This is a genomic window from Moraxella osloensis (assembly GCF_001553955.1).
GTDB lineage: Bacteria > Pseudomonadota > Gammaproteobacteria > Pseudomonadales > Moraxellaceae > Faucicola > Faucicola osloensis.
Map to the genome: position 1 here is coordinate 2,253,100 of NZ_CP014234.1, position 17,054 is coordinate 2,270,153.

Below are 17,054 nucleotides of genomic sequence, written 5' to 3' on the forward strand. Positions count from 1 at the left end.
CAGCTTGTTAGCTGGTACGAGGTAATCTTAAGGAAAATAGTTCTTAAGACGTTATCTGCCATCGTCTTTGTGATATTACGCTTAAGCCAGAAGGGCTTGGTGGAAGTATCAAAAATATCGTCCCAACTTGAAGTGCTTAACCTACGTAACGGTTAGTCGTATTGCCCAGGAGTATCCTCATGATTCCAGTCATTGATTGGTCTGCAATTGTATTTATTTTGGCAGCCATAGGACTTTGTATTTTCATGCTTGTTGTGCCAAGATTGTTAGGTGGTACTTCTAAAGGCTTTCAAAAGCAAGAAAATTTCGAGTCGGGTGTGGTCAGTGCTGGTTCTGCCAGAATCCGTTTATCTGCAAAATTCTATATCGTCGCCATTTTCTTTGTTATCTTTGACTTAGAAGCATTATACCTATATACCTATGCGGTATCGGTCAGAGAAGCAGGTTGGCTGGGATTTTGGACCGCTGTGCTATTTGTGGTAGAGTTGTTAATCGGTCTATATTATCTGCTCAAACTAGGGGCGCTTAACTGGTCACCTGCAGACAAAAAGCCAAAACCAAAACGTTTGGCTGCTGCGCCTGCGGGCTTTAATCTGGCGGATATTACCCGCTTTAATGGTGTTGAAGAGTTAGAAGTTGATCCGACTGGTAAAATCCCTGCCCAGTTGTCTGGCGCAATGAACCAAAACAATAACGCGATAAAATAATAAACCGACTTTGCAATCTATGTTGCAAGGTCTTTTGCATTTGTAGTGACGTAGAGCGAAATCCTGCTTTAAAAATCAAGGTGATCGAGCATTATGAAATATACATTAACCAAAGCCAATCCAGATGCCGACAGATTTCCAGCCCAAACCCGTCAAATTATTGACGAAGCGGAAGTCAATAAAAACGTCGTCATGACGCGATTAGAAGATTTGACCCATAGCCTTGCAAACTGGGGTCGTAAGCATTCATTGTGGCCATTTAACTTTGGTACCTCGTGCTGCTATGTAGAATACGCAACGACATTAACAGGCGTGCATGACTTGTCGCGCTTTGGCGCTGAGGTTATTCGTGCGTCACCGCGCCAAGCTGATGTGATGATTGTGGCAGGTACTTGCTTTATGAAGATGGCGCCTGTTATTCAGCGTCTCTATGAGCAAATGCTTGAGCCTAAATGGGTTATCTCAATGGGTGCCTGTGCCAATTCAGGCGGTATGTACGATGTGTATTCAGTGGTGCAAGGCGTTGATAAAATCATTCCCGTTGATGTGTATATCCCTGGTTGCCCCCCACGTCCAGAAGCCTTGATTCAAGCCATCATGCTGCTGCAAGAATCGATTACTAAAGAACGTCGTCCACTCGGTATTCATGTCAATGACCAAGGTATCTACCAACCTGTCATGCAGCCAGAACGTGACCGTAAACAAGCCGAGCGCATCGCGGTCAAAAATCTACGCAGCCCAGATAACATTGAGTAATGCTAGAGATTGATTAATGCTAGAGATTGATGATTGCTAGAGCAAGTCTTTGGATAGATTTAGGATGAATTTTCGCTAAGTAAAAGCTTATCGAATTGCGTTCAAAACAAAAAAGGTATTCCACTACCTTCTTAATAATTGTGAATGAGGAAAGTGCCACTCATGGTAACGGTAACTGATAATCAAGCACAAACTGATGTCCCAGCAGTGATTGCGGAATTAAATCGCAAGTTTGAGGGGCAGTTTGTTGTACAAAAAACCTTTGACGCTTTTCCCACTATTTGGGTCAGCCGTGAACAGGTCATCGAAGTACTCCTGTACCTTCGCACCTTGCCACAGCCTTATGTGATGTTACTGGATATCTCAGCGATTGATGAGCGCTTACGCCAACATCGTAAAGATAGGGATGGCAATGCCTTACCTGACAGTGATTTCACCGTGTTCTATCATCTAATGTCGTTAGAGCGCAACACGGATATCCGTATCAAAGTGGCGCTCAAAGAAGCTGATTTACACATCCCAACGGCAACCCGCATTTGGCCCAATGCCAACTGGTATGAGCGCGAAGCGTGGGATATGTTTGGCATTACCTTTGATGGTCACCCCCATTTAACCCGTATTTTATTGCCAAAATACTGGGAAGGTCATCCACTGCGTAAAGAATACGCCTCTCGTGCAACTGAAGTACCGCCTTATTATCTCGATAAAGGCAAGCAGATGTTTGAGCAGGAGAACCTACGATTTGTCCCCGAAGAGTGGGGCATGAAACGTAGTGGCCGTGACGAAGACTTTATGTTCCTAAACTTGGGTCCTAACCATCCTTCGGCACACGGTGCATTTCGCGTTGTGCTTCAGCTAGACGGTGAGGAAGTCATCGACTGTATCCCAGACATTGGTTATCACCATCGCGGCGCTGAAAAAATCGCCGAACGTCAAACTTGGCATTCATTCATTCCTTACACTGACCGTATCGATTATCTTGGGGGGGTGATGAATGAATTACCGTACCTCATGTCAGTGGAAAAATTGGCAGGTATTACGGTACCAGACCGCGCGAATACCATTCGTATCATGATGAGTGAGTTCTTCCGTATCACCAATAATTTGCTGTACTGGGGTACCTTTATTCAAGATGCGGGCGGTATGACGCCAGTATTTTATATGTTCGCCGACCGTCAAAAAGCGTATGATGTGATTGAAGCGGTAACCGGTTATCGTATGCACCCAGCGTGGTTTCGTATCGGCGGTACCGCGATGGACTTGCCAAACGGCTGGCACAAACTGGTTCGTGAATTCTTAGATTGGATGCCAAAACGTATCGATGAATACGTCAAAGCCACCATGAAAAACAAGGTGCTACAACTGCGTACCCAAAACGTTGCCCAATACGATGCTAAATCTGCACTGGCTTGGGGCGTATCAGGTCATGGTCTACGTGCCACAGGTATCCCTTACGATGTGCGTAAAGCGCGTCCTTATCTTGGCTATGAAAATTTTGATTTTGAAGTGCCAATTGAGTTTAATGGCGATGCGTATGACCGCTGTTTGGTCAAAATTGAAGAGATTCGTCAGTCACTGCGTATCATTGAGCAATGTCTTAACAACATGCCAATGGGGGCATACAAAGCCGATCACCCACTGGCTGTCCCACCACCCAAAGACCGCACCTTAAATGACATTGAGACCCTGATTAACCACTTTATTTCAGTATCGTGGGGTCCTGTCATGCCAGAAGGCGAGTCCTCCTTTATGGTGGAAGCAGTGAAAGGCATTACCAACTATTATATTACGTCTGATCGCTCAACCATGAGTTACCGTACCCGTATTCGTACACCGACCTTTGCGCATTTACAGCAAATGCCGTCAGTCATTAATGGTAGCTTGGTTTCTGACTTAATTATTTATCTAGCGTCAATTGACGTTGTTATGGCAGACGTTGACCGTTAGGAGAAAACCACCGATGAAGATTGTAACTGATAAAACCCCAAAGGTGGATGTCGCAAGCATTCTAACCGAAGCAGAAATTCACGACATTCATGAATTTATGCATCATTACCCACAAAGCCGCGCGGCATCCCTTGATGCGCTAAAAATTGTCCAACGCCGTAATGGCTGGGTGGATGATGCACAAGTCAACGCGATTGCTAATATCTTAAAAATCCCAGTCACCGATGTGGAAGGGGTTGCAACATTTTATAACCGTATCTACCGCTCACCGGTTGGTCGTCATGTGATTTTGGTCTGTGACTCAATTGGTTGTTATCTGGTAGGTGCAGAGAATTTAGGTCAAGCTTTTGAGCGCACTTTAGGCATTAGTTTTGGTCAAACCACCCCAGACAATCGTTTTACCTTATTACCTATTTGTTGTTTGGGCAACTGTGATAAAGGTCCAGCGGTTTTGATTGATGAAGATACCTACGGTCCTGTCCAAATTGAAGAGATTGCTGAATTGCTGGAGCAATACGCATGAATATAACCCGTCAAATTAATAATCGAAAAATTGGCAAATCACCCAGTCAATTAGGCGAGCAAAGCATTCCTATTTATGGTGATAAAGCGACAGCCACCAGTGAGACCAAGCCGCTGACTTGGCGTTTGGCGCATTATGATTCAGTGCTAGATTTGGCAACCTATGAAAGCCTAAAAGGGTTTGAAGGTCTAAAAAATGCCTTGGCTAAATCTGCCAAAGAAGTGGGCAACATGATTAAAGATGCCAACGTGCGTGGACGTGGTGGTGCAGGCTTTAATGCAGGTCTTAAATGGACCTTTATGACGCCACCCGATGGCGGACCCCGTTACTTGATTTGTAACGCAGATGAGATGGAGCCAGGCACGTTTAAAGACCGTCTATTGATGGAGCGCCTACCATTTCAGCTGATTGAAGGGATGATTATCTCAGGTTATGCCATTGGTGCAACCGCAGGGTATATTTTTATCCGTGGTGAGTACATTGAAGCCGCCAAACGCTTGAATAACGCATTGGATGAATGCCGTGCCAAAGGTTATTTGGGTGATAATATTCTAGGTTCAGGCTATAGCTTTGATATACATGTGCATACCGGTGCAGGTCGTTATATCTGTGGTGAAGAAACTGCGCTCATTAACTCGCTTGAGGGTCGCCGTGCCAATCCACGTACTAAGCCACCCTTCCCACAAGTATCAGGGGCATGGGGTCGTCCCACTGTGGTCAATAACGTCGAGTCTTTAAACAACATGCCGGGCATCATGCTACATGGCGTAGAATGGTATAAAGGCTTGGCACAAGGCAAATCAGAAAACCCCGGCACCAAAATCATGGGTTGTTCAGGTCTAGTCAATGAGCCTGGTCTATGGGAACTGCCATTTGGTACCACAGCTCGCGAAATTATTTTTGATTATGCCAAAGGCATGAAAGACGGCCGTAAATTAAAAGCTTGGTTGCCAGGCGGTGCGTCAACTGACTTTTTAACCGCCAGTGACGAGCATTTAGACCTGCCAATGGACTTTGAACCCATCATGAAAGCAGGTAGCCGTTTAGGTACCTGCTTGATTATGGTGGTAGATGAATCGCAAGATATGGTGTCACTGTCGCTCAATTTGCAAAAATTCTTTGCCCGTGAATCCTGCGGTTGGTGTACGCCTTGCCGTGATGGGTTGCCATGGGGAGTCAAAACCTTGCATGCCATCGATACAGGCAATGGTCAACCTGTCGATATTGACGTATTGCGCCAATTGACCAAAGATTTGTGGTTAGGTAAAACCTTCTGCGCCCACGCACCGGGTGCGGTTGAGCCATTACAAAGTGCGTTAAAATACTTTTTACCAGAATTTGAAGCTAAAATTGGTAACAATGTGGCGCCTGAAGAACAATTGTCCCCAACGGGCGTGCCTTCATTCGCAAACAGCGAAAAAGTTGAAGTGTATCAACCGGTTAAGGCCACCAATGGGCAATCAGTGTAAGGAATTAGCATGGCAATTATTCATATAGACGGTCAAGACGTCGAAGTTGATGGTGCCGATAACTTGCTACAAGCTTGTTTATCGCTTGGCATCGATATCCCTTATTTTTGTTATCACCCTGCATTGGGCTCGGTGGGTTCTTGCCGCCAGTGTGCCGTCAAGCAATATAATAACAAAGAAGATTATGAAGCCGGTCGTGGTCGTTTGGTCATGTCGTGTATGGTCAACCCGACACCAGACATGTGGATCTCAGTGACTGATGCAGAAGTGAAAAACTTCCGTAAAAGCTTGGTTGAGTTCTTAATGACTAACCACCCCCATGACTGTCCAACCTGTGAAGAGGGCGGTCATTGTCACTTGCAAGATATTACCTACATGTCAGGTCACAATCATCGTAAATACCGCTTTACTAAACGTACCCACCAAAACCAAGATTTGGGTCCATTTATCAATCATGAAATGAACCGCTGTATCGCCTGTTATCGCTGCGTACGTTATTACAAAGACTACGCAGGTGGTGAAGATTTAGGGGTTTACGCATCAGCAAGCCGTGTGTACTTTGGTCGTGATAAAGACGGTCAGTTTGAAAGTGAATTTTCAGGTAACCTTACCGAAGTTTGTCCAACTGGGGTATTTACTGACAAAACTCACTCGGATCGCTACAATCGTAAATGGGACATGCAATATGCCCCAAGCATTTGTCATGGCTGTTCGGCAGGTTGTAATATCTCAGCGGGTGAGCGCTATGGTGAATTGCGCCGTATCGAAAACCGTTTTAATGGGGAAGTCAATGCTTACTTCCTGTGTGACCGTGGTCGTTTCGGCTATGGCTATGTCAATCGTGCTGACCGTCCGATCTTAGCGGTAGAGCGTATCAATGGTAAACAAACCAATCTAAGCATTGACCATACTATCGATGCCATCAAAAACCGGTTGCAAGGCAAAAAAGCCATCGGTATTGGTTCACCTGTTGCCAGCCTTGAATCAAACCATGCGCTCAAACGCTTAGTCGGTGCCGAAAATTTTAGCATTGGTATTACCAGTCAAGAAAAAACCGTGGTACAAAAATGTATCGATGTGTTGACCACAGAAAATATTCATAATCCAAGCATGCGTGAGATTGAGGATTATGATGCGGTATTGATTTTGGGTGAAGATATTACCCAAACCAGTCCACGTATTGCACTGGCAGTACGTCAAGCGGCAAAAAATCGTGCCAAACAAATGGCAGATGCGCTAAAAACGCCAGATTTCTTGGCAGAGCCTGTGGCTCGTATCGGTCAAAAAGACTATAGCCCAATCTTTATTGTGGATGTCAAAGATACGCGCCTTGATGATATCGCCAAAGTAAGCTGCGTTGCTACCCCAAGCGATATCGCTGAACTAGGCTTTAGCATTGCTGAGCACATGAAAACGTTGGCTACCTCACAATTACCAAAAGATTTGGTCGTCGATGAAGACGATAATGCTGATATGCAAGCATTTGCTAAACATATCGCGCAGACGCTGCTTAAAGCAACCAAACCCCTTATTATCTCAGGCTCGTCACTGTACCACACCGCCATCATAGAAGCGGCGGCACAAATTGCCAATATCGCTGAGCAAAAACGCGGTGAAGTGGTCATCTATGAAAAAGGCGTGGTTGATGCCCACAACATCCAAGTGGATGCAGAAATTGCCAAAATCGATGCAGAGCAAGCTAAGCTCAAACAAGAGATGGATGAAGCGGCATTTGCTGAACAAGCCAAGCAAGTTAAACGCCCAAGCCGTATGAACCCAACCAAAGGCTATCAACAAAAAGCCGGTTTATACTTGTCAGTACCTGCTGCCAATAGTATAGGTGTCAACTTACTCGGTGGTAAAGCGATTGATGAATTAGGTGATGATGCCGATGTGGTGATTGTCATGGAAAATGACATCAGCCGCCGCCTAACTGCGGAGCAAATGAACCAATTGCTAATCAACAAATCACTGATTGTACTTGATCATGAAGCTTACCAATGGCATAACCAGGCTGATGTGATAGTGCCTGTAGCAACCTTTGCAGAAGCGGACGGTACACTAATCTCAGCAGAAGGTCGTGCACAGCGTTTCTTCCAAGTTTATGATCCTGTTTACTATCGCCCGCAAAGTATGGTGAAAGAAAGCTGGCGTTGGTTGCATGCAATAGAGTCTGAGCTCAATGGCCGTGCGATTGACTGGACGCAGCTTGATGATGTGATTACTGCAGTCGCAGACACCAATCCACAATTAGCCGCAATCAGACAAGCAGCGCCATCAGCCGATTACCGTATTACTGGTCTAAAAGTCGCGCGTGAGCCACGCCGTTATTCCGGTCGTACAGCGATGCGGGCGCCGATTTCTGTGCATGAGCCAGAGCAGCCAAAAGATATCGATACAGCCCTGACCTTCTCCCAAGAAGGTTATGTAGGTACCCAAACGGATTCATCACTGATTCCATTTGCTTGGTCTCCAGGTTGGAACTCACCGCAAGCTTGGAATAAATACCAAGATAAAGTGGGTGGTCATCTAAAACATGGCGATCCAGGGGTGCGTATTTTTGATGCGTTAACCGCATTGCCAAAACGTGAGTATATTGCGCCTGCGGCAGCTAGCCAACGAGGTTCCACCCAGCTAGTGCCGGTGTATAATATTTTTGCTAGTGATGAATTAACCGCCCGTAGTGAAGTGGTCGCGTCACAATTGATGCCAGCTGCTTTTAGTGTATCAACGGATGATGCGAATAAATGGCAGCTGCAATCAGGTGATATGTTAACGGTCACAGTGAAGGGTGTAGCGACCACATTACCTGTGCAGCTTGTCGATTACTTAGCTGAAAGCTGTGTGGGCTATCCTGTGGGTCAGGCGGGTGAATTAGAAGCCCTGCTTGCGCAGCCCTATACGGACATCAGTATTGTAAAATCAGCAACTACCAACACTGTCACCCAAGCGGTATCACCAGCTAATAATGGTGTTGTGACAGCTCAAGTAACTCCAGGGGAGGGGGTATAATGGATTATTCTGTTAGACAGATGCCCGATTTACCTGCATGGCTGGGTGGGGTAATGTCCCCTGAAGCTTGGTCAATTGTATTTTTGGCAGTGCAATCAATTGTTATTTTCTTGGCGGTGGTGATTTTTGCCGCGTTGATGATTCCTTATGAACGTCGCATGTTGGCACTGTGGCAAGACCGTTATGGTCCAAACCGTGTGGGTTGGCAAGGTTCGCTACAAGTTGCCGCGGATATGGTCAAAATCTTCTTTAAAGAAGACTGGACCCCCAAATTTGCCGATAAATTTATCTTTATCTTGGCGCCTGCGATTTCATTGTTTACCGCTTTAGCCGCTTATATCATTGTGCCAGTTACGCCATCACTCGGTGGTGCAGACTGGAGCATCGGTATTTTGTTCTTTTTTGCGATGGCAGGGTTGGCGGTTTATGCGGTGATGTTTGGTGGTTGGGCATCAGCCAATAAATATGCCTTGCTCGGTGGTCTACGTTCTGCTGCCCAAACCATTAGTTATGAAGTCTTTCTCGGATTATCGCTAATGGGTGTGGTGGCGTTGGCAGGGTCATTTAACTTACGCGATATCGTATACTCACAAGCGGGTGGTTTTTGGCACTGGAATGTGTTTGGTCAAATTTTAGGGTTTTTAACCTTTATGGTCGCAGGTGTGGCAGTCACCCACCGTTTCCCATTTGACCAGCCAGAAGCAGAGCAAGAATTGGCAGAAGGTTATCATGTTGAATACTCAGGTATGAAATTTGGTATGTTCTTTGTCGGTGAGTATGTGAATATCGTGTTGGTATCATCGCTGATTACTATTTTATTCTTTGGTGGTTGGTTACCATTATTTGATGGACTGAGTTTTATCCCGCCGATTATTTGGTTCATGTTAAAAACGCTATTTTTCATGACCATGTTTGTATTAGCGCGTGGTGCGCTGATGCGTCCACGTTATGACCAAGTAATGAACTTTGGCTGGAAAATTTGTCTACCCATTACCTTGATTAATTTACTCGCGACGGCGGCCTTCATATTATGGCGCACCCATGGTGTAGGGTAAGGTGGAGATTAACGTATGTATTTGACTATGGTAAAAAACACGATTACGGGTTTTGGCTCAATTCTGCGCACCCTAATCATGGTCGCAAGTCACGCGACCCGTAAACGTGATACGATTTTATACCCAGAACAACCTGTCCCTGTACCGCCGCGTTTTCGGGGGCGGATTGTACTGACACGTGATCCAGATGGGGATGAGCGCTGTGTTGCCTGTAATTTATGTGCTGTCGCTTGCCCAGTGGGTTGTATTGCACTACAAAAAGCAGAACGTGAAGACGGACGCTGGTATCCAGAGTTTTTCCGTATTAATTTTTCGCGTTGTATCTTTTGTGGTATGTGTGAAGAAGCGTGCCCGACAACGGCCATTCAGATGACGCCAGATTTTGAGATGGGTGAATATAACCGTCAAAACTTGGTGTATGAAAAAGAGCATTTGTTAATTTCAGGCCCGGGTAAATTTCCTGACTACAATTATTACCGTGTGACTGGGATGGCGACCAAAGATAAACCTAAAGGGGCACACCAAAATGAGTCTGCGCCGATTGATTTACGGAGTTTATTGCCATGATAACCGGAGCAACGATAGGGTTTTATTTATTAGCGATTGTCGCTATTTTGGCTAGTTTGCGCGTGATTACTCGCACCAATCCTGTGCATGCGTTATTAAACATGATTGTCACGCTGCTGGCGTTATCCGGTATTTTCTTTGCCTTAGGCGCGCCATTTGCTGGTGCGCTTGAAATCATCGTTTATGCCGGGGCGATTATGGTTCTGTTCGTCTTTGTGGTGATGATGCTAAACTTAGGTACCCAAAGTACCTTAGAAGAAGAAAGCTGGTTGACATCCTCAGCTTGGGCAGTGCCGGCAGGACTTGCATTTATTGTGGGTTTGACGCTGTTTAGTTTGATTGGCATGAAACATGGTTTTGAAGGAATGATGCCAGCGTTTATCGGGGTGGAGCCAGTCACGGCAAAAATGATCGGTGCCAAATTATTTACCGAATATTTATTGTTGGTCGAAATTGCAGGGTTTTTATTACTAGCGGGTTTGGTGGCGGCTTATCATTTGGCAAGATCTTCCTTGGATGATGAGAATGAAAGTCATAATAGTGAGCTTGGTAATACCATACAACCTGCCTTAACGAATTTTATTGATAAAGAGCCCAGCCAACCGGCTGTGTTACGCGAAGTTCAGGAGGAGAAGGCATAATGGGACACTTTCCATTAGAGCATGTGCCATTAGAGCACGGTCTAATCTTGTCAGCGATTTTGTTTGCCATTGGTTTTTGTGGTGTGATGGTACGACGTAATTTTTTGTTTATGTTGATGAGTCTTGAGATTATGATGAATGCTGCTGCCTTAGCATTTGTAGTGGCAGGTAGTCGCTGGGTCAGTCCTGACGGACAAATTATGTTTATTTTGGTGCTGACTTTGGCAGCCGCTGAAGTCGCAATTGGGTTGGCTATTCTTTTACAGTTTTATCATAAGCGTGGTCATTTAGATGTCGATACGGCAAATGAGATGAAAGGGTGAAATCAAAATGAGTATGTTACCTTTAACCTTTATGCTGCCGCTGATTGGCTTTCTGATTCTAGCGACCATGCGTGACCGCTTAAGCGAAAACGCAGCCGCAGTGGTCGGTGTCGGTAGTATGGGTTTGGCTGCTTTGTGTGCCTTGATGGCAGGCAGTGATTTTTTAATGAACCACCCACAAGGCGCTGTCATTAATCAGCCATTGTGGACGTGGATGCAAGTTGGTAGTTTTGCCCCAAAATTTGGTCTCATGCTCGATGGTTTGGGCGTGACCATGATGGGCGTAATTACCGGTGTCGGTTTTTTAATTCATATTTTCGCGTCATGGTATATGCGCGGTGAAACAGGCTACGCAAGATTTTTTAGCTATATGAACCTGTTTGTCGCAAGTATGTTGTTACTTGTGCTTGCTGACAATTTAGTGCTGTTGTACTTAGGTTGGGAAGGCGTTGGTATCTGTTCTTACTTATTGATTGGTTTTTATTATCACGAGCGCGCCAATGGCCGTGCTGCGATGAAAGCTTTTACCGTAACCCGTGTGGGTGATGTGTTCTTAGCATTTGGCTTATTCTTGTTGTTCCGTGAATTGGGTACGTTAAACATCTCAGATATCAATGCCAATGTATCGCAAATGCTAACGTCGGCAGGGTCAACGGTGACGATTTTTGGTCATAGCTATCCTACCATCAAAGTTGCGGCTGTGATGTTAGTGCTCGGTGCGATGGGTAAATCTGCACAGATTCCACTGCATTCTTGGCTTGCCGATGCGATGGCAGGTCCTACGCCTGTTTCAGCCTTGATTCATGCGGCAACGATGGTTACCGCAGGTGTGTATTTAATTGCTCGTTTACATCCTGTGTTCTTATTGACCCCTGATGTATTGGCAAGTTGGGTGGGTGTCGTTGGGGCAACAACATTGTTGGTTGCTGGTTTCTGTGCGCTGGCACAAACCGATATCAAACGTATATTAGCTTATTCGACCATGAGTCAAATCGGCTATATGTTCTTGGCATTAGGGGTAGGCGCTTGGCAAGTTGCGATTTTTCACTTGATGACCCATGCGTTCTTTAAAGCTTTATTATTCCTAGGGTCGGGCGCTGTTATCTTGGCTTACCATCATGAGCAAAACATCTTTAAAATGGGTGGCTTGTTTTATAAAAATAAATTCCTATTTGCGGTGTTTGCGATTGGTGGTGGTGCACTTGCTGCGATTCCTTGGATTACGGTGGGTTATTACTCAAAAGATGAAATCATTTGGGAAACCTTTGCATCAGGTCATATGAATTTATTTTGGATGGCCGTGGTGGGTGCGTTTTTAACCTCGATTTATACGTTTCGTATGATTTGGATTGTGTTTTTTGGGGAAGAAAAAACGCCTATTCACGATCTTAAGGGTTGGACATACTGGCTGCCGCTCGCGGTATTGCTAGTGTTATCAACTGCGGTGGGGGCGATGATTCATCCACCATTAGCAGGTGTATTGCCACAGAGTTTTAGCGTGATTCATCCTGAAGTAGAACATGGTAAGCACACGGCAGAAATGATTGTGATGGCTGCGATGTTGGCGGGTTTGATTGTTGGTGCTTTCTTGTTTGCCCTAGATAAAGGTCGCATCGTGAGTAAGTTTACCCAAACAGGTTTGGGCCGTGCGCTTAATTACTGGTGCTATCATGGTTTAGGCTTTGATGCTTTGTATGACATTGTATTTGTTAAACCATTCTTATTGATTGGTAAATTAATTAAAATTGACCCGATTGACCGTACTTGGAATATTTTACCAGCCCTATCGCTGGCAGGTAACCGAGTGGCGACATGGTTCCAATCAGGCTCGATTCGTGGGTATGCTGCAAGCTTCGGTCTTGGCATGGCAGTGTTGTTGGTGTTGGTAATGATGATGATAGGGAAGTAACAGTTATGCAAAATAATCTCTTATTACCCGCCTTGATATTTATTCCAATCATTGCAGGTTTTCTGTGCTGGTTGGTTGAAAAAGTTGATGAACGTTTTCCGCGTTGGATTGCGTTTCTTGGCATGCTATTAACGTTTTTGATTACGGTAGCTATTTGGCAAAACGGTAACTTTATTGGTTCAGCACAAACCATTGCTGAGGTGACTGCTAAACCGACATGGTTGGCAGAGTTTCAATTACCTTGGATGCCCTCATTGGGGGTCAGTTTCCATTTAGCCATTGATGGTTTATCGCTGTTGATGGTGAGCCTAACAGCCTTCTTAGGTATGATGGCGGTGGCGTGTTCATGGGGTGAGATTACTCGCCGTGTGGGCTTCTTCCATCTTAATCTGCTTTGGAGTCTGGGCGGTGTTATTGGTGTTTTCCTAGCAATCGATATGTTTTTGTTCTTCTTCTTTTGGGAGATGATGTTAGTTCCTATCTATTTCTTGATTGCAATTTGGGGACACAATGCGATTGGTGGTAAAACCAAAGAATATGCCGCAACCAAATTCTTTATTTATACCCAAGCATCGGGTCTGATTATGTTGATTGGTATTTTGATTTTGGTGATGATTCATGCATCAACCACAGGTCAAATAACCTTTAACTATATGGACTTGCTAGGTACAGATCTTGGTAAATGGCAATACCCCATCATGCTGATGTTCTTTATTGGCTTTGCGGTTAAATTACCAATTTTCCCACTGCATGGCTGGTTACCCGATGCGCACGCGCAGGCACCGACGGCAGGTTCGGTGGATTTGGCGGGTATTTTGATTAAAACCGCGGCGTATGGTTTATTGCGCTTTGTCCTACCTCTTTTCCCAGAAGCCAGTGCCCAGTTTGCACCGATTGCGATTACCTTGGGCGGTATTGGTATTTTTTATGGGGCTTGGCTTGCGTTTATGCAGCAAGATATCAAGCGGTTACTTGCTTATACGAGTATTTCACACATGGGTTTTGTGGTACTTGCGTTGTATGCCGGTACCTTAATTAGTTTCCAAGGCTTGATGATTCAAATGTTGGCACATGGTCTTAGTTCAGCGGCATTATTTATCATGAGCGGTCAGCTTTATGAGCGTCTACATACCCGTGATTTGAGCCAAATGGGTGGTATGTGGGGTCAAATGCGTTATTTCCCACCGTTACTTATGTTCTTCGCCGCGGCGTTATTAGGTATTCCAGGTACCGGTAACTTTATTGGTGAGTTCTTAATTCTTCTAGGGTCTTTTGCCTCGCATCCCGTGGCAGTGGTGTTTGCCACCTTTAGCTTAGTCGTTGCAGGTTTATACGCATTAATTATGATTTATAAAGCATTATTTGGTACGCCAACAGCGACGATTGAAAAAATGTCACCGATGCGTGATATCAATGCGCGTGAAGCGGCAATCTTGTTGGTGCTTGCGTTTGGCTTAATATGGTTAGGTCTATATCCGCAATCATTCTTAGATACCTCCGATCACAGTATGCAGTGGATTAGTGAGGCATATCATGTCCAGCAAGTTGTACCTACTTCTCAAGAGCCATTTGCTCATATGGAGGTAAAATAGATGAATCCTATTATTCCATTTGCTAGCAATGTGCTCATGCCATTGTTTCCAATGATTTTAATTTCAATTACCACGGCGGTGGTGATGATTGCCATTGCCATGAAGCGTTCAAATTTTGTGGCAGGCACCCTTAGTGTGATTGGCCTTAATGCCGCCTTGTTTGTTGTCCTTATACAATTATTGGGTGGCAATGCTGATAGTATGTTGCATGGTCTGTATGAATTATTTACGCCATCGCAAGGCTTGATTGCTCCCTTATTTGTGGTGGATAGTTTTGCCCAGTTCAATATGGTGATTATTTTAATCAGCTCGCTTGCGTGTTTTACCTTAGCGTATGGTTACATTGGGGGCTATGGCGACAACAAAGAAGAATTGTATTTGCTACTGCTTATCTCAACATTGGGCGCGTTGTTTATGGTATGCGCTGATAACTTAGCCTCTTTCTTTGTCAGCTTAGAGTTATTGTCGGTACCACTATATGGTATGTTGGCTTATACTTATGCGCGTGGTAAATCGTTAGAAGCGGGTTTTAAATACCTCATTTTATCGGCGACAGCCTCTGCTACCATGTTGATGGGTATGGCATTAATCTACTCAAACACAGGTACTTTGTCATTCCGTCAAATTGGTATGGCAATCGTACCCATGTTTCAAAATGGTATCGTTATGCCGATTTTGGTGGTGGGGACTGCATTAATGTTATTTGGTATTGCCTTTAAACTCTCAGCAGTACCATTCCATACTTGGACGCCAGACGTTTACCAAGGTGCGCCTGCGCCTGTGGCGACTTTCTTAGGCAGTGTTTCCAAAGTAGCTATGATGGCGCTAGGATTACGTTTCTTATTGTCTACGGCGACCTTAGCCTTGCCAGCAGTCAATACCTTGATTGTGGTGATTGCCAGTTTATCGATGATTATCGGTAACGTACTGGCGCTTCGTCAGCAAAATATAAAACGTCTGTTAGCTTATTCTTCCATTGCGCATATCGGCTATGTGTTAGCCATCATCAGCGCCGTAAAAGTTGAATCAGCAGGTTTTGTCAGCCTTTACATGGCAGTGTATGCGTTTACCACCATTGGTGCGTTCGGTGTCGTGACTATCATGTCAAGCCCGTACAAACGTCAAGGCGAGGCGGAATTGCTTGAAAACTTCCAAGGTATTTTTTGGCAACGTCCTGTACTGACCGCCGTATTGACTGTGATGCTCTTATCATTGGCAGGTATTCCATTGACCGCAGGCTTTATCAGCAAATTCTTTGCGATTTTTGCTACCGTTTCTGCCCAAAGTTGGTGGCTCACTGCCATGATTATCGTGGGTAGTGCAATTAGCTTGTATTACTATCTAAATCTTATGGTCACCTTGTTTAGACGTCCCCAAGAAGTACAGCCGCACGATGCAGTCAATCATTGGGGTGTTCAAGCAGGCGGCATCATGGTATTGTTGGTGACGCTAGCGGTATTGTACTTCGGTATTTTCCCCGAAACGTTATCAAAAATTATCACGCTAGTTCGCATATATTAATCCAATTTTAACACTGCGACATAAAAAAGCGTATCTTAGTTCATTAAGGTACGCTTTTTTGTTTATAATGATGCAAAAAAATGGTCAAGATAACATGTCAGATGATAAAAGTATTCGCGTTAAAGTGATTGAAGTGACCCGTTGGGCACCGACTCTGCTAAGTTTCAAAGTCACGCGTCCCGATGGCTTTAAATTTACCGCAGGGCAATTTGTTAGGCTCGGTATCCATGGTAAAGATTTGCAATATTTTGCACAAAACCATGACGCCAAGTTAATAACTTCTGAGACACAGGGTGATGAGGCGCAAGGTCATGAGGCGCAAGGTCATGAGGCGCAAGATAAGCCCATTGACCTTGATGGCTATGTGTTTCGCCCGTATTCTGTCGCATCTTCGCCCTATGATGAATTTATTGAATTTTTCTCGGTGGTCATTCCTGAGGGGGAATTTACCAGTAAGGTTAATCATATCCAAGTGGGTGATAGTTTATTGCTTAATACCACGCCATTTGGTTATTTGACCTTAGCCCGCTACCAGTTGCCCCTGCCCAATGATTTGTGGTTACTGGCAACAGGCACGGGTTTAGCCCCATTTTTATCGATTTTAAAGACCATTGATGTATGGCAGCAATATCAGCGCATTATTTTGGTGTACAGCGCACGCACCTCGCAAGAGCTGGCTTATCAAGCGCAGATTAGCTCAATTAAGTCAATCTATGGCGACAATGGCGCAGCGTTTGTATTTTTGCCCATTGTCACGCGAGAAGCGGATTATGCGGGAGAAAAAGCGCGTATTCCTAACTTGATATTGTCGGGCAAGTTAACCGAGTTGGTAGGGCAAAAACTGGATAAAGAGCGTAGTCATGTAATGCTGTGTGGTAATCCACAGATGGTCGAAGATACCAAAGAGGCCTTAAAATCGATTGGATTGACTATGAATCGGCGCGGCGAAGGCAATATCGCCGTTGAAAACTATTGGTAAGCATCCCGTTAATTGCCAAAGCACAATCGGTAAAGAAAATTGGTGAAGCAAAA

Annotated in this window: 14 protein-coding genes; all 14 read left to right on the forward strand. The window is 44.9% G+C overall.

The annotated features are described in order from the left end of the window. Positions 1 to 179: 179 nt before the first annotated feature. The 14 genes from ndhC to AXE82_RS10015 all read left to right on the forward strand — a co-directional run bounded on the left by ndhC (position 180) and on the right by AXE82_RS10015 (position 17,001). A complete protein-coding gene (gene ndhC / locus AXE82_RS09950) occupies positions 180 to 707 on the forward strand; it encodes an NADH-quinone oxidoreductase subunit A (protein ID WP_062334268.1) in 528 nt (175 codons plus the stop codon). A gap of 93 nt (positions 708 to 800) precedes the next feature. Continuing rightward, entirely contained in the window at positions 801 to 1,463 is a 663-nt protein-coding gene (locus tag AXE82_RS09955; RefSeq protein ID WP_062334271.1) for a NuoB/complex I 20 kDa subunit family protein, read from the forward strand. 144 nt (positions 1,464 to 1,607) lie between these two features. Next, positions 1,608 to 3,410, forward strand: coding sequence for an NADH-quinone oxidoreductase subunit C/D (gene nuoC, locus AXE82_RS09960; RefSeq protein ID WP_415622280.1), 1,803 nt, complete (start codon positions 1,608 to 1,610; stop codon positions 3,408 to 3,410). Positions 3,411 to 3,423: 13 nt separating this feature from the next. Continuing rightward, complete coding sequence (gene nuoE / locus AXE82_RS09965; protein ID WP_007115470.1) at positions 3,424 to 3,933, forward strand: NADH-quinone oxidoreductase subunit NuoE; 510 nt, start codon at positions 3,424 to 3,426, stop codon at positions 3,931 to 3,933. Then, positions 3,930 to 5,402 carry an NADH-quinone oxidoreductase subunit NuoF gene (gene nuoF, locus AXE82_RS09970; RefSeq protein ID WP_062334277.1) on the forward strand — a complete coding sequence of 491 codons (1,473 nt, stop codon included), beginning with the start codon at positions 3,930 to 3,932 and terminating at the stop codon, positions 5,400 to 5,402. The genes nuoE and nuoF overlap by 4 nt, the downstream gene beginning before the upstream one ends. A gap of 9 nt (positions 5,403 to 5,411) precedes the next feature. Then, positions 5,412 to 8,414 carry an NADH-quinone oxidoreductase subunit NuoG gene (nuoG, locus tag AXE82_RS09975; protein WP_062334279.1) on the forward strand — a complete coding sequence of 1,001 codons (3,003 nt, stop codon included), beginning with the start codon at positions 5,412 to 5,414 and terminating at the stop codon, positions 8,412 to 8,414. Further along, on the forward strand, positions 8,414 to 9,469 hold the full coding sequence (nuoH, locus tag AXE82_RS09980) for an NADH-quinone oxidoreductase subunit NuoH (protein ID WP_115304598.1): 1,056 nt from the start codon (positions 8,414 to 8,416) through the stop codon (positions 9,467 to 9,469). Before nuoG ends, nuoH begins: the two co-directional genes overlap by 1 nt. A gap of 15 nt (positions 9,470 to 9,484) precedes the next feature. Beyond that, positions 9,485 to 10,036 (forward strand): NADH-quinone oxidoreductase subunit NuoI, encoded by a 552-nt coding sequence (nuoI, locus tag AXE82_RS09985; RefSeq protein ID WP_062334282.1) that lies wholly within the window; start codon positions 9,485 to 9,487, stop codon positions 10,034 to 10,036. Beyond that, entirely contained in the window at positions 10,033 to 10,677 is a 645-nt protein-coding gene (gene nuoJ, locus AXE82_RS09990) for an NADH-quinone oxidoreductase subunit J (RefSeq protein WP_060996375.1), read from the forward strand. Before nuoI ends, nuoJ begins: the two co-directional genes overlap by 4 nt. Next, the gene (nuoK, locus tag AXE82_RS09995) at positions 10,677 to 11,000 is read left to right on the forward strand and encodes an NADH-quinone oxidoreductase subunit NuoK (RefSeq protein ID WP_007115476.1); all 324 of its coding nucleotides are present in this window, start codon (positions 10,677 to 10,679) and stop codon (positions 10,998 to 11,000) included. Before nuoJ ends, nuoK begins: the two co-directional genes overlap by 1 nt. A gap of 7 nt (positions 11,001 to 11,007) precedes the next feature. Then, positions 11,008 to 12,909, forward strand: a complete 1,902-nt coding sequence (nuoL, locus tag AXE82_RS10000) for an NADH-quinone oxidoreductase subunit L (RefSeq protein WP_062334284.1) — start codon at positions 11,008 to 11,010, stop codon at positions 12,907 to 12,909. A gap of 5 nt (positions 12,910 to 12,914) precedes the next feature. Beyond that, positions 12,915 to 14,501: an NADH-quinone oxidoreductase subunit M gene (gene nuoM / locus AXE82_RS10005; protein ID WP_062334287.1), complete on the forward strand. Its 1,587-nt coding sequence runs from the start codon at positions 12,915 to 12,917 to the stop codon at positions 14,499 to 14,501. Then, complete coding sequence (locus tag AXE82_RS10010) at positions 14,502 to 16,022, forward strand: NADH-quinone oxidoreductase subunit N (protein ID WP_062334290.1); 1,521 nt, start codon at positions 14,502 to 14,504, stop codon at positions 16,020 to 16,022. It begins immediately after the preceding gene. 94 nt (positions 16,023 to 16,116) lie between these two features. Then, positions 16,117 to 17,001 carry a ferredoxin--NADP reductase gene (locus AXE82_RS10015; protein WP_062334952.1) on the forward strand — a complete coding sequence of 295 codons (885 nt, stop codon included), beginning with the start codon at positions 16,117 to 16,119 and terminating at the stop codon, positions 16,999 to 17,001. The last annotated feature ends 53 nt before the right edge of the window (positions 17,002 to 17,054 follow it).

What these genes read in the sequence shown, in the direction of transcription:
- AXE82_RS09955 (WP_062334271.1), top strand. Translation starts at nt 801, where the DNA reads ATGAAATATACATTAACCAAAGCCAATCCAGATGCCGACAGATTTCCA.
- nuoM (WP_062334287.1), top strand. Translation starts at nt 12,915, where the DNA reads ATGCAAAATAATCTCTTATTACCCGCCTTGATATTTATTCCAATCATT.
- AXE82_RS10015 (WP_062334952.1), top strand. Translation starts at nt 16,117, where the DNA reads ATGTCAGATGATAAAAGTATTCGCGTTAAAGTGATTGAAGTGACCCGT.
- AXE82_RS10010 (WP_062334290.1), top strand. Translation starts at nt 14,502, where the DNA reads ATGAATCCTATTATTCCATTTGCTAGCAATGTGCTCATGCCATTGTTT.
- nuoK (WP_007115476.1), top strand. Translation starts at nt 10,677, where the DNA reads ATGGGACACTTTCCATTAGAGCATGTGCCATTAGAGCACGGTCTAATC.
- nuoL (WP_062334284.1), top strand. Translation starts at nt 11,008, where the DNA reads ATGAGTATGTTACCTTTAACCTTTATGCTGCCGCTGATTGGCTTTCTG.
- nuoI (WP_062334282.1), top strand. Translation starts at nt 9,485, where the DNA reads ATGTATTTGACTATGGTAAAAAACACGATTACGGGTTTTGGCTCAATT.
- nuoH (WP_115304598.1), top strand. Translation starts at nt 8,414, where the DNA reads ATGGATTATTCTGTTAGACAGATGCCCGATTTACCTGCATGGCTGGGT.
- nuoE (WP_007115470.1), top strand. Translation starts at nt 3,424, where the DNA reads ATGAAGATTGTAACTGATAAAACCCCAAAGGTGGATGTCGCAAGCATT.
- nuoC (WP_415622280.1), top strand. Translation starts at nt 1,608, where the DNA reads ATGAGGAAAGTGCCACTCATGGTAACGGTAACTGATAATCAAGCACAA.
- ndhC (WP_062334268.1), top strand. Translation starts at nt 180, where the DNA reads ATGATTCCAGTCATTGATTGGTCTGCAATTGTATTTATTTTGGCAGCC.
- nuoJ (WP_060996375.1), top strand. Translation starts at nt 10,033, where the DNA reads ATGATAACCGGAGCAACGATAGGGTTTTATTTATTAGCGATTGTCGCT.
- nuoF (WP_062334277.1), top strand. Translation starts at nt 3,930, where the DNA reads ATGAATATAACCCGTCAAATTAATAATCGAAAAATTGGCAAATCACCC.
- nuoG (WP_062334279.1), top strand. Translation starts at nt 5,412, where the DNA reads ATGGCAATTATTCATATAGACGGTCAAGACGTCGAAGTTGATGGTGCC.